This is a genomic window from Variovorax sp. FW301-JW7 (genome assembly GCF_058788795.1).
Genome location: NZ_JBYTBC010000004.1, coordinates 593,832 through 606,869 on the forward strand (window position 1 = coordinate 593,832; position 13,038 = coordinate 606,869).

The window sequence follows — 13,038 nt, forward strand, 5'->3', positions numbered from 1 at the left end:
CGGCCAGTAAGAAAAGCTCAGGGGCGCTTCAGGCTGTCGCGGATCTCACGCAGCAGCGTGATGTCTTCCGGCGTGGCGGCCGGTGCTGCGGGGGCGGCCTCTTCGGTCTTGCGCAGCTTGTTGATCTGCTTGACCATGATGAAGATGATGAAGGCGAGGATCACGAAATTGACAGCAATCGTGATGAAGTTGCCATACGCCAGTACCGGCACGCCGGCCTTCTTCAGCTCCGCCAGCGTGTTCGCCACGCCCGGCGGCACCGTGCCCAGGATCACGTAGAGGTTCGAGAAGTCGAGCTTCCCGAACACCATGCCCACGAGCGGCATGATGATGTCGGCCACGAGCGAGTCGACGATCTTGCCGAACGCCGCCCCGATGATCACGCCGACGGCGAGGTCGATGACGTTGCCCTTGACGGCAAACTCCTTGAATTCACTGAGGATGCTCATGATTCAGAAAGGGTGCTGAAGACCTGCTGTTGAAAGGGGTGCCAGTATGCCTGCGGAAGCGGGAGGCCAAGACGGGCGGCGCCTCGGGTGATGCGGGACCGCAACTGAGGCATGACCGCTGGCGGCTCCTGCCTGGAGCGGACGGAGGGTACCCAGTCTCCGTAGCTAAACCTTGCCGACTACGCTTTGGAACGTCTTGTTTCCAATTTCGCGGGATGGGTAGAAGCGGCTGGATACGCCGTGTTTTGCTCTCGAAAAGAAGGCAAAACGGCGCAGTGCGGGCATTCCGGAAGCATCCTGGAACGCAGGCAAAGCCCCATTGACAGTGCACTGCACTGGTACGATGAGAGGGGAGCAGTGGGGAGCGGCCGCGCGAAATCGACCTTCAAGACTTCTGTCTGTCAGAGCGCATTCGCCCTGGGTGCGCCAGATTCTTGCGTGACCCCGCGATGAATTCTGCACCTTTGTTGCCTGAATTTGCCAGTTTCAGCGCGACTATAGCTGTTCAAATTTTTACATAAATGGTGCCGCGTAGTGGTGGCGATCACAAGTGTTTGAAAAAGAAGCGCGATACAAAAGAGCGGATGTGCGAGCCTTGCATGCCTCCGGGAATTGCCGTTCTTTCGCCGCTTCGTTGTTGATACGACTGACTGACTTTCAAGGGACCTGAATTGAGAAGAGATGCGAAAGCCCTCGCGTGGGTAGCGCTTGCCGGCGCGGTGTTGCTCCAGGGCTGCGCCGTGGTGCCCGGCATGGGCTCGGTGGAGCCTTACGAAGCGGGCGGCGAGTTGCCGTCGCAGTTTCGGTACCTTCCTGACGAAGCGCCTGAGGGTGAAATCACCCCGATCTCGCTGGCGCTGGTGCGCACGCTGGCGGAGGTGTCGCCGAAGGGGGTGCCGCCTGACGTGCAGGCGTTGTTCGGTAAAGGGGCTCGCTACACCATCGGGTCAGGCGACGTCGTGGGCGTGATCGTGTACGACCACCCGGAACTGCTGCCGAACGCGGGGGCCGTGATTTCGCAGTCTGCCGACCCGACCGGCGTGCAGGTGGCACCGGGCTTTATCGTCGATGCTGACGGCGAGATTGCCTTTCCTTATATCGGCCGTGTGCGCGTAGCAGGCTTGAGTGAAGGCGATGCTTCCGACCTGATCGGCAAGCTCTTGCGGCCGCACGTCCGTGACCCGCAGGTGACGGTGCGCATCCAGTCCTTCCGAAGCCGTCGCGCCTATTTGGAGGGTGAAGTGCGCACCCCGGGCTCGCAGATCTTCACCGACGTGCCCATGACACTGAGCGAAGCGATCAACCGCGCTGGCGGGATGACGTCGAACGCCAACCAGTCGGCCATCACCCTGATCCGCGACGGTCGCTCGGTTCCCATCGACATGACCCGGTTGCGCGAAGCGGGCTACGACGGAAACAGCATTCCTCTGAAGAACGGTGACACCGTTCGTGTGGCGCACCGGGAAGATTCCAAGGTCTTCGTCATGGGTGAAATCATGGCGCCTGTCGCCCTGTCCATGCGCAGCAATGGCCGCTTGAGCTTGGGCGAGGCTTTGGGCGAGGCGGGGGGGCCGATGACATCCACCGCCAACGCCGGCCAGATCTACGTGATTCGCCAAGGCGCGACCGGCGCACCGGCCATCTTCCACCTGAACGCCAAGAACCCAGCGACGATGGCATTGGCGAGCCAGTTCCGGTTGCAGTCGCAAGACGTCGTGTATGTCGACCCTGTGCCGCTGGTCAAGTGGAACCGCGTGGTCAGCTTGATCCTGCCATCCGCTACGGTGGTCAACAACGCGAGCGAGGTCTACGTCAGGCATCGCTAAACAAGTTTGGACCAAGGCCGAGTTCTCGGGGTTCGCATCACGAGTCTGCCGGCTTTGAAGTCAGCGGCCGCGAAAGCGGTGCGGCGGCATGGCTCCTATCAGGGTCTGTCGCCAATTTTTTGTCTCCGGTGTTTTCAACATGCAAGTCATTCAATCAACTCAACCCATCGCGATCATCGGCCTCGGCTACGTGGGCCTTCCTCTTGCGGTGGAGTTCGGCAAGAAGCGCCGGGTGATCGGCTTCGACATCAATGCCAAACGCATCGCAGAGTTGCAAGGGGGGCATGACCGTACCCTGGAAACGACGAGCGAGGAGTTGAAGGAGGCCGTCCAACTGGCGTTCACCTCCCATGCCGATGACCTCCGCGATTGCTCTGTGTTCATCGTGACTGTCCCCACGCCGATTGACAACGCGAATCGGCCCGATTTGACACCATTGATCAGGGCCAGCGAAACCGTTGGAAAGGTGATGCGAGAAGGTTCCATCGTGATTTTCGAGTCGACGGTGTATCCCGGCGCCACCGAGGAGGTGTGTGTTCCGGTTCTCGAAAAGTTCAGCGGCAAGAAGTTCAATGTGGATTTCTTCTGCGGTTACAGCCCCGAGCGCATCAACCCCGGTGATAAGGAGCACCGCCTGCCCAGTATCAAGAAGGTGACCAGCGGCAGCACACCGGAAGTAGCCGAGGTCGTCGATCACTTGTACCAACAGATCATCACCGCTGGTACCCACAAGGCCAGCAGCATCAAGGTCGCCGAAGCCGCCAAGGTGATCGAGAACACACAGCGGGACGTGAATATTGCGCTAATGAATGAGCTGAGCCTCATTTTTCACCGGCTCGGCATCGACACGCTCGAAGTGCTGGAAGCAGCCGGCACCAAATGGAATTTCCTGCCCTTTCGCCCGGGACTGGTGGGGGGGCACTGTATCGGCGTGGACCCGTACTACCTTACCCACAAGGCGGTCGAGGTTGGCTATCACCCCGAGGTGATCTTGGCCGGTCGCCGCATCAACGACAACATGGCGAGCCACGTCGCGGACGAAGTCATCAAGCTGATGCTGCGTAAGAACGTGCCGGTCTTGGGTAGCAAAGTGCTGGTGCTGGGGCTGACCTTCAAGGAAAATTGCCCGGACGTGCGTAACACCAAGGTGGTGGACATCGTGCGGACCTTGAAAGGCTACAACACGCAGGTCGACGTGTTTGATCCATGGATCGACGTAGCCGAGGCCGAGCATGAGTACGGCCTGCGGTGCCTGCCCGAGATGCCTGTCTCCGGACAATACGCCGCCATCGTTCTGGCCGTGGGCCATCATCAGTTCGTGGCACTGGGTGAAGCGGGCATCAAGGCGCTGGGCCAACCCAATGTCGTGCTATTCGATGTAAAAAGTCTGTTGCCCTTGGGCACTGCAGACGGTCGGCTGTGAGCGGGGTAGGCATCGTGAATCAACCCAGTCTTGTCCCATCAGCCTACGACAGACTTCGCGCTCGTCTGGTCACAGAGTCCCAGACGTGGCTCATCACCGGCGTGGCTGGCTTCATTGGCAGCAACCTGCTTGAGAGCTTGCTCAAGCTGAACCAACGCGTAGTGGGTCTCGACAACTTCGCCACCGGCCACCAACGCAACCTAGCTGAGGTTCAAGCTCTGGTCACGCCCGGGCAATGGGCCAATTTTCATTTCATTGAGGGTGACATCCGCAACCTCGACGATTGCAAGCATGCGATGGTCTTTCCACAGGCTGATGTGTCGTCGGTAGAGCGCGGAGAACCGGTGGCGTACGTTCTTCACCAAGCCGCCCTTGGCAGCGTCCCGCGAAGCCTGGCCGACCCTATCACGACCAATGGCACCAACATCAGTGGCTTCCTGAACATGCTGGTGGCTGCGCGCGATGCCAGCGTGAAGAGTTTTACGTATGCCGCCAGCAGTAGCACCTATGGAGACCATCCGGGGCTACCGAAGGTCGAACACACCATCGGCAAGCCCCTTAGCCCTTATGCCGTCACCAAGTACGTCAATGAACTCTATGCCGACGTGTTCTCCCGTTGCTACGGTTTCAACAGCATTGGGCTGCGTTACTTCAATGTGTTCGGCAAACGTCAGAGCCCCAATGGTGCGTATGCTGCCGTTGTTCCCAAATGGGCGGCGGCGTTACTGAAAGGCGAGTCCGTTTTTATCAATGGCGACGGCGAAACCAGCCGAGATTTTTGTTATGTGGCCAACGCTATTCAAGCTAACTTGCTTGCGGCGACCACTGAAAATCTGGAAGCCGTAAACCAGATCTACAACGTCGCTGTTGGCGATCGCACAACGCTTGATACATTGTTTGCTCTGCTTCGCGATGGGTTGGTTCCTCACGGGGTGGGGCCTACTGTCGAGCCGGTGCATCGCGACTTTAGAGCAGGCGATGTGCGCCACAGTCAGGCTGACATCGGAAAGGCCCAACGGTTGCTGGGGTATGCCCCGACGCATCGAATAGCCGAAGGCATAGGCGAAGCCCTTGATTGGTACGTCAGGAATTCAAGGTAGCCAACTTCAATGCGCTTGTCTCACATTGGCTGGAATCTGGCCGGCTTGTCACTGCCGCTCTTGGTGGCAGCGGTCACGGTGCCGCATCTCATCAGCACGCTTGGGCATGAACGGTTTGGGCTGCTTGCCCTCGCCTGGGGACTGATTGGATACGCAGGAGCGCTCGACCTAGGCATTGGTCGAGCTGTGACTCAGATGGTATCTCGCTTGCGAGGGGAGGGCGATTTGAGTTCGGTTCCGACGGTGCTGGCAACCGCCCGTCGCATTACTTTGGCAGCAGGACTGATAGGTAGTGCCGCGATCGCAGTCGCCGCGCTGTGTGGTGGCGCGACATGGGTGGAAGTGGCAACGGTGCCGCGCACTGAAATCAGAAATGCGATGTTCTTGTTGGCTATTGCGCTGCCTGCGCAGGCCATGAGTGCTACTTACCGAGGCCTGAATGAGGCTTTTCTGAATTTCAAGGGGATCAGCCTAGTTCGCGTTGCGCTAGGTATCGTCAACTTCGGCGGGCCGTTTCTCGTGATGCATTTCACGGTCGAACTCCCTTGGCTGGTGGCGACATTGGTCGCCAGCCGATTATTGGCGCTCTTTGTTTTTCGCAAATTAGCCTACTCGTGCTTCGAAGATTGGACGCCCTTGAAGCGTCGTGCCAGTTATTCGGCGCTTGTTGCGAGAGCGCTCTTCTCTTTTGGTGGTTGGATCGCGGTTAGCAGTGTCGTCAGTCCCGTGCTGGTGCAGGCCGATAGGTTTTTGATTGGAGTTATTCTTTCTGCTGCGGCAGTTAGTGCATATGTTTTGCCTTATGAGGTTGTTGTTCAAAGCCTCGTTCTGGTAGGCGCCATTTCTTCTGTGATTTTCCCGTCACTCACGAAAATGATGCATGAAGAGTCTGATGCTTGGGTCGGTTATTTTCGAAAATGGCTTTTGATAGTGGGGGGCATGATGCTGTTGGTTTGCAGTGTTCTTGCTTTGATTTTGCCTTTTGTATTGCAGCAATGGGTTGGAAGTGATTTGCAGCCCAAGTCAATCGTGGTGGGGCAAATTCTTTGCTTGGGTGTCCTTGCAAATGCCATCGGCTCAATGTTTTTTGCCTTGCTCCACGCTCGGGGGCGTGCCGATCTAACGGCAAAATTGCATGTTGTCGAGTTGCCTCTTTTCTTGATTGCGCTGTTTTTACTACTTCACCGATATGGAATTGAAGGTGCCGCCTGGGCTTGGGTGGGGCGGATGGTGTTTGACGCATTGGCGCTGGCTTGGTATTCAAAGAAATCAAATGCTTGAGTGTCTTCTGTCTTTGGTCTTCGCAGGGCTCGTGTTGGCCAGCCAAAAGAAGATGGGGTTTGCAAATCCATTTCAAATATATTTTGGCTTGTGGTTTGCTTTGATCTTTGGCTACTTCCTGTCGAGGAGTAGTTTTATTTCGGTGGCGCCAGAATTTTTGCTCTTGATGATTTCCGCGAAGTCATTTGCGTTTTTGTTGTTGATTGCTGTTTACGTCGGAGCGCCAAGGATTTCACGACGGCAAATTTTTGAGGGAGTTCCTCTGCCTAGAGATCGGCTCCTTTTGATCGCGCAAATATTGCCTCTGCTTGCTGCTCCATTTGTCTATCAAAGAGCAGTGGCGATAGCTGGTGGGGATGATATCTTTACCGTGATTGGATACATAAAACTTAGAACCGCAATGTCGGAAGACGGTGAGGGTTTTGGCGTCCTATCATATTTTTCAGTGTTGTCCTTTGTCGCAACCTCTATAGCGGTTGGATCCTATTTCGAGCGGCGAACAGGTCTTTTTCGCCTCTGTCTGTCGATTTCGATAAGTTCTTTTTATGTCTATGTTTCAACAGGAAGAACGTTTGTTTTACTTTTCGCGGTAGTACTTGCGGTCCCCTTGATCTTGACGGGAGTCATGCGTATCAAGGGAATGCTGATTTCTTTGGCGCTCTTGGTATGTTCGTTTGTTTTTGTGGCTGCTATGACGGCGAAAGGAATCGAGGTTGAGGCCGGTGCTGGCGATAATGCAAGCTCTTTTTTGATGGGGTTGAGGGGCTACACCATTGCTCCTTTTCTTGCACTCTCTCAGCTCACAAGCAAGCTGTCGATCGCGGATTTTGGTCAAAACACGTTTCGCTTAGTATTCTCTGTCTTGAATATCCTGGGAGTGACTGATGCCCCTCCTAAAGCATTGATACGAGATTATGAATTTGTACCGGATGCTACAAACGTCTATACCGTATACGATGCGTATTTTCGCGATTTTTTCTATCCCGGATTTTTTATTCCACCTGCTTTTTTGATTGGGCATTGGTGGTTATATCGAAGAGCAAAGAGTCGCGGAGGTAGGTGGATCTACTACTATTCAGCCTCCGTGTACCCCTTGGTGATGCAGTTTTTCCAGGATCAATATTTTTCCTTGCTATCCATGTGGATCCAGATTGGGTTTTGGTATTGGGTGCTTCTGGATTCTCGATCAAAAATCAAAGTGGAAACGACAAATGATTGATATTGTGTTGGTGAACTGGAATTCCGGTGCCCAGCTTCGCCAAGCTGTGGCAAGTATTGTTGAGAATAGTAAGAGATTGGTTGGCCGAATTGTTGTTGTGGACAATAATTCGGCCGACAATTCTTTGTCGGATGTTGGTGTTGCTGATTGTGAAATTCCCTTGGATTTTATTTTAAATAAGGAGAATTTTGGCTTCGGCGTGGCGTGCAATCAAGGCGCAAAACTATGCGACGCAGAATATATTCTTTTTTTAAATCCGGATGCCAAATTGTTTCGCGATTCATTATCTGTGCCATTGGATTTTATGAAAAATCCAGAGAACTCAAATGTTGGAATTGCGGGTATTCAATTGGTTGATTCGGAGGGGCGAGTGTCACGTACTTGTGCGCGATTCCCTACGGCGGCTTTATTTTTTGCGCAAGCCATTGGTTTGAATAAAATTCCGTGGTTGCGCTCGTGGAGTCACCATATGGGGGAATGGAACCACGCTTGTGATCGAGAGGTTGATCACGTAATAGGTGCATTTTTTTTCATTCGACGCTCTCTATTCGTAGCTCTTGGTGGATTCGATGAGCGCTTCTTTGTTTACCTGGAAGATTTGGATGTTTCTTATCGTTCCAAGCTTGCTGGTTGGCGTAGCGTTTATCTGACTGGTGCGCAGGCATTTCATGCGGGAGGGGGGACTTCGGAGCAGATCAAGGCTGGCCGGCTTTTTTACTCGTTGCGTAGCCGCTTGCTATATGCGTTTAAGCATTTTTCTTTTTTTTCCGCTTGGGTGCTTGCTGGAATAACTTTATTTATTGAGCCAGTGTCCCGTGCAGTATTTTCTCTGGTGCGTGGCGGATTGGATGATTTTCGCAATACATTGAGTGGCTACGGAATGCTGTGGCGTGAAATCCTAAAAATTCTTACATATTCCCGGAAATGAAGATTTTGGTGCTAACCCGCTATGGACGGCTGGGGGCCTCCTCTCGCTTGCGTTCGTTGCAATTTTCCTCAATTCTGAAAAATTTCGAAATAGATAGCACCGTTCATCCACTTTTTGATGATGAAATGCTGATGAGGAAGTATGAGAGGAAAAAGTATGGCAGCTTATTGGTTTTAAGGGCCTATACCAATCGCATTTCGCAGTTGCTTCATCGAAATAATTTTGATTTGGTTTGGATTGAAAAAGAGGCGCTACCCTGGATGCCGGCCTCGTGGGAAAAGGCGCTACTTACTCGCGTGCCGTATGTGCTCGACTACGATGATGCAGTTTTCCACAACTACGACCTGCATCCCTCAGTATGGGTTCGCCGTTTATTAGGGCATCGCATTGATCGTCTGATGGCAGGAGCAAGCTTGGTCATTGCAGGCAATGACTATTTGGCGCAGCGTGCGCGGGAGGCTGGTGCGCCCTGGGTGGAGGCGTTGCCCACGGTAATTGATCTGGAGCGGTACGCCCCTCAATCGTTGCCTCACGCGCACGACGGCGTACGGCGTATCGTGTGGGTTGGTTCACCATCCACGGTCAAGTATTTGGCCGCACTTGAAGCACCGTTAGCAGCGTTGGCCGCACGCTTTGCATTCAAGCTGCGCGTAATAGGGGGGACGTTGGAGATGGCCGACGTCGACGTCGAGTGCATCCGATGGACTGAGGAGTCAGAGGTCCGGTCGATTGTGGAGTGCGATGTGGGCATCATGCCTTTGAGTGACTCACCGTGGGAGCGCGGCAAGTGCGGATACAAGCTCATTCAATACATGGCTTGCGGCTTGCCAGTCGTCGCCTCTCCCATTGGCGTGAACACCCAAATCGTGCGAGACGGCATCAACGGGTTTTTAGCGCCAACGGAAGATGCTTGGGTAGGGAGGCTCGAGCAACTGCTCAGTGATGCGGAGCTCCGTAAATCCATGGGAGATGCGGGGCGTCAGCGCGTGGAGGCTGAATACTGTGTTCAGCAGGTGGGACCTCGGTTGGCAAGCCTTTTGTTAAAGGCCGGAGAAAAAAGAAGATGTGCGGATTGACGGGTTTTTTGGGGGGGCTCGCTCAGGACGCATCCACTCAGGCGGACGTGGCAGAGCGCATGGCTGCGCAGATTCGGCATCGTGGGCCGGACGACGGTGGTGTATGGACAGACCCGGACGCGCAGTTCGGGTTGGGTCATCGCCGCTTGGCTGTGGTGGATCTATCTCCGGCGGGCCATCAGCCCATGCGGTCAGCGAGCGGTCGATACGTTATTGCCTTCAATGGTGAGATTTACAACCATATGGATTTGCGTGTCGAGTTGCAGAAGAAGGACCAAGCGCCCATGTGGCGAGGAACCTCTGACACCGAAACGCTCTGTGCCGGTTTTGATGAGTGGGGTGTGCAAGGCACTTTGGAGCGCGCTGCAGGCATGTTTGCCATCGCACTATGGGACAGAAGGGATCGCACGCTGACGCTGGTTCGTGACCGTGCGGGGGAGAAGCCGCTGTATTACGGATGGCAAGGTGCTGGTCAAGCGGCGGTCTTCCTGTTTGGGTCTGAGTTGAAGGCGCTGCGAGCCCACCCCGCGTTTGCTGCGCCAATCAGTCGCGACGCTCTGTGCCTGTACATGCGGCACAACAACATTGGCGGGGACCGATCCATTCACCACGGCATCCATAAGCTGCTTCCAGGGACCTGGCTATCGGTTTCGCGAGACGTGCCGGAGCCAAAGATACAGGTTTACTGGTCGGCTGCCGAAATAGCGAAACAGGGAAAGGCGCGGCCCTTTGTGGGGTCCGCGACCGAGGCCATCGATGCATTGGACGGTCTGCTTAAGGATGCTGTGGGTCGGCAAATGATGGCCGATGTCCCGTTGGGGGCATTTCTGTCCGGCGGCGTGGATTCTTCCACCGTGGTGGCGATGATGCAGGCCCAGTCCATGCGGCCGGTCAAGACGTTTTCTATCGGGTTTCCCGAGGCTGCTTACAACGAAGCTGTGCATGCCAAGGCGGTGGCACGACATTTGGGTACTGATCACACGGAACTCTATGTTCAGCCGCACGAGGCCATGGCGATCATCCCGCGCTTGCCTCATCTCTACGATGAGCCCTTTGCTGACTCATCTCAGGTACCTACCTTTCTGGTCAGCCAACTCGCGCGCCAGCATGTCACGGTGTCGCTCTCCGGTGACGCCGGGGACGAACTGTTTGGAGGCTACAACCGCTACCAGTTGACGGCGAGTTTGTGGAAAAAGCTGTCAGTGCTGCCGCTGCGGTTGCGCGAGGCGATGGCTTGGGGCTTGACACGCTTCTCTCCTCAAAGCCTCGACGCCTTTGCATCGCACTTGCCTGCTGCAGCGCGCTGGGCTGGTGTGGGCGACAAGTTGCACAAAGGCGCCGGGGTCATGGCGGCAAGTTCTGCAACCGAGCTGTATCTGGGAATGGTTTCACAGTGGCAGAGCCCTGCGCAGATCGTGCGGGAGGGAGGGGAGCCGGCGACGCTGCTCTCGGGCTTACAGCCGCAGTTGGAAGGTTTGACCGATGTGGAACGCATGATGGCGCTCGACCTGCAAACCTACTTGCCTGATGACATCTTGACCAAAGTCGACCGTGCCGCCATGGGCGTGAGCTTGGAAACGCGCGTGCCTTTCCTCGACCACCGCGTCATGGAGTTTGCGTGGCAACTGCCTCTGGAATACAAGCTGCGACGCGAAAACAAGAGCTACACGACCAAATGGGCATTGCGCCAAGTGCTGTTTCGTCACGTACCCAAAGTATTGATCGAGCGTCCCAAGATGGGCTTTGGTGTGCCCATCGACAGTTGGTTGCGTGGCCCCCTGCGCGCGTGGGCGGAAGACTTGTTGAGTGAGTCGCGATTGACGCGCGAGGGCTATTTCAATCCCATCCCCATACGAAAAAAGTGGGCTGAACACTTGAGTGGGCAGCGCAACTGGCAACACCAGCTCTGGTGCGTATTGATGTTCCAGGCCTGGCTGGCGGAGCAGGCACCGGTGCAGGGCGGCGTGCGATGAAGTTCTTGCTGGTTGCCAGTCTGGCCGAATCGCTGATCAATTTTCGCGGGCCATTGATTGCAGCGTTGCAAACGCACGGTCTACAGGTGCACGTTGCAGCCCCCGACTTGCCTGAGGCGAGTCCTGTCCGCCTGAGGCTGGAGGCCGAGGGCGTGGTGGTGCATGAGGTGGCCATGCGGCGCACTGGTACCAACCCGGTCGCAGACTTGCGGACTCTGTGGGGTCTTTGGCGGCTCGTCCGGCGTGTGCGGCCCGAATACGTACTGGGCTATACGATCAAGCCGGTCATCTATGGCTCGTTGGCGGCTTGGTTGGCCGGCGTTCCCAAGCGCTTTGCACTCATTACTGGATTGGGCTACGCGTTTCAAGAGGAAGGTCGGCGAAGCGGGTTGCAGGCGTTGGTGCAGCGGTTGTATGCGATTGCCTTGGCATGCGTGCACACAGTGTTTTTTCAGAACCCCGACGACGAGGCACTGTTTCGCGAACGCAAGCTCCTGAAGCCGAACGCTCGGAGCTACGTGGTCAACGGTTCCGGCGTGGATGTTGCCGCTTTCGATACGGTGCCGCTGCCAACGGGATCGGTATGCTTTCTCTTGATTGCCCGCTTGCTCGGGGACAAGGGCGTGCGTGAGTATGCGGAGGCCGCTCGCAGAGTCCGGACTGCGCATCCCAGTGCGCGTTGCCTTTTGGTGGGTTGGCTCGACACCAACCCTAACTCCATTGCGCAACACGAGTTGGACACTTGGGTGGCTGACGGGACGCTGGATTTCTTGGGGCGCCTGCATGATGTGCGCCCGGCCATTGCTCGCAGCAGTGTGTATGTGTTGCCTAGCTATCGAGAGGGCACGCCTCGAACTGTGCTGGAAGCCATGGCAATGGGGCGCGCGGTTATCACCACCGACGCTCCCGGTTGCCGCGAGACAGTGGTGCATGGCGAAAACGGGTTGCTGGTGCCGGTCAAGTCGGTCGATGCATTGGAGCAGGCCATGCTGAAGTTTGTTGAAGATGAAGGGTTGGCACAGCGCATGGGGCAGCGGTCACGAAACATGGCAGAAGTGAAATACGACGTACATAAAGTCAACGTCACGATGCTGCGAGAAATGGGGATCGAATGAAGCGATTGTTCGATCTCATCGTGGCTAGTCTGGCGCTCGTACTCTTGGGCATTCCGCTGTTGTTCCTGACATGGCAGGTGCGCCGCAAGCTTGGAAAGCCCGCGTTCTTTCGCCAGACGCGACCGGGCTTGAAGGGGCAGCCGTTCAATATGGTCAAGTTCCGCACAATGACGGATGAGCGTGGCCCCGACGGTCAACTGCTGCCCGATGCAGACCGGTTGACTCCCTTCGGTCGCTTCTTGCGTGCCAGCAGCTTGGACGAACTGCCCGAGCTCTGGAATGTGCTCAAAGGCGATATGAGTCTAGTTGGCCCGCGTCCATTGCTGATGAGCTATTTGTCGTTGTACTCCGCCGAACAATCTCGACGTCATGAAGTGCGGCCCGGCATCACGGGCTGGGCGCAGGTGAACGGACGCAACGCGCTGAGCTGGGAAGAAAAATTCAGGCTTGACGTGTGGTACGTGAACAACCGTTCGATGTGGCTCGACTTGAAGATTCTTTTTCTTACCGTCAAGAAGGTCGTTGTGCGGGAGGGCATTAGCGCAGCGGGCGAGGCAACTATGGCTGCGTTCACTGGGTCTGGCTGTGATTCGACTAAAGGTACGAAATGACAAATGATCTAATGAAAAGGTCAAGTCAATCGAAGTG

Annotated in this window: 11 protein-coding genes; 10 read left to right on the forward strand and 1 reads right to left on the reverse strand. The window is 55.8% G+C overall.

The features are described from left to right. Positions 1 to 17: 17 nt before the first annotated feature. A complete protein-coding gene (gene mscL / locus AC3WQM_RS14605) occupies positions 18 to 449 on the reverse strand; it encodes a large conductance mechanosensitive channel protein MscL (protein ID WP_139701059.1) in 432 nt (143 codons plus the stop codon). A gap of 752 nt (positions 450 to 1,201) precedes the next feature. Between mscL and AC3WQM_RS14610 the strand changes: the two genes are divergently transcribed. The 10 genes from AC3WQM_RS14610 (at position 1,202) to AC3WQM_RS14655 (ending at position 13,001) form a co-directional block, all read left to right on the forward strand. Beyond that, on the forward strand, positions 1,202 to 2,275 hold the full coding sequence (locus AC3WQM_RS14610) for a polysaccharide biosynthesis/export family protein (protein WP_492679804.1): 1,074 nt from the start codon (positions 1,202 to 1,204) through the stop codon (positions 2,273 to 2,275). A gap of 139 nt (positions 2,276 to 2,414) precedes the next feature. Next, positions 2,415 to 3,698, forward strand: a complete 1,284-nt coding sequence (gene tviB, locus AC3WQM_RS14615) for a Vi polysaccharide biosynthesis UDP-N-acetylglucosamine C-6 dehydrogenase TviB (protein ID WP_492679615.1) — start codon at positions 2,415 to 2,417, stop codon at positions 3,696 to 3,698. Positions 3,699 to 3,712: 14 nt separating this feature from the next. Next, the gene (locus AC3WQM_RS14620) at positions 3,713 to 4,798 is read left to right on the forward strand and encodes an NAD-dependent epimerase/dehydratase family protein (RefSeq protein WP_492679617.1); all 1,086 of its coding nucleotides are present in this window, start codon (positions 3,713 to 3,715) and stop codon (positions 4,796 to 4,798) included. 9 nt (positions 4,799 to 4,807) lie between these two features. Further along, complete coding sequence (locus AC3WQM_RS14625) at positions 4,808 to 6,079, forward strand: oligosaccharide flippase family protein (protein WP_492679619.1); 1,272 nt, start codon at positions 4,808 to 4,810, stop codon at positions 6,077 to 6,079. Then, positions 5,988 to 7,298 carry an O-antigen polymerase gene (locus AC3WQM_RS14630; protein ID WP_492679621.1) on the forward strand — a complete coding sequence of 437 codons (1,311 nt, stop codon included), beginning with the start codon at positions 5,988 to 5,990 and terminating at the stop codon, positions 7,296 to 7,298. The genes AC3WQM_RS14625 and AC3WQM_RS14630 overlap by 92 nt, the downstream gene beginning before the upstream one ends. Continuing rightward, entirely contained in the window at positions 7,291 to 8,226 is a 936-nt protein-coding gene (locus tag AC3WQM_RS14635; protein ID WP_492679623.1) for a glycosyltransferase family 2 protein, read from the forward strand. The genes AC3WQM_RS14630 and AC3WQM_RS14635 overlap by 8 nt, the downstream gene beginning before the upstream one ends. After that, positions 8,223 to 9,302, forward strand: coding sequence for a glycosyltransferase family 4 protein (locus tag AC3WQM_RS14640; protein WP_492679625.1), 1,080 nt, complete (start codon positions 8,223 to 8,225; stop codon positions 9,300 to 9,302). Before AC3WQM_RS14635 ends, AC3WQM_RS14640 begins: the two co-directional genes overlap by 4 nt. Continuing rightward, positions 9,290 to 11,275 carry an asparagine synthase (glutamine-hydrolyzing) gene (asnB, locus tag AC3WQM_RS14645; RefSeq protein WP_492679627.1) on the forward strand — a complete coding sequence of 662 codons (1,986 nt, stop codon included), beginning with the start codon at positions 9,290 to 9,292 and terminating at the stop codon, positions 11,273 to 11,275. The genes AC3WQM_RS14640 and asnB overlap by 13 nt, the downstream gene beginning before the upstream one ends. After that, positions 11,272 to 12,390 carry a glycosyltransferase family 4 protein gene (locus tag AC3WQM_RS14650; RefSeq protein WP_492679629.1) on the forward strand — a complete coding sequence of 373 codons (1,119 nt, stop codon included), beginning with the start codon at positions 11,272 to 11,274 and terminating at the stop codon, positions 12,388 to 12,390. The genes asnB and AC3WQM_RS14650 overlap by 4 nt, the downstream gene beginning before the upstream one ends. Continuing rightward, on the forward strand, positions 12,387 to 13,001 hold the full coding sequence (locus AC3WQM_RS14655) for a sugar transferase (protein ID WP_492679631.1): 615 nt from the start codon (positions 12,387 to 12,389) through the stop codon (positions 12,999 to 13,001). The genes AC3WQM_RS14650 and AC3WQM_RS14655 overlap by 4 nt, the downstream gene beginning before the upstream one ends. The last annotated feature ends 37 nt before the right edge of the window (positions 13,002 to 13,038 follow it).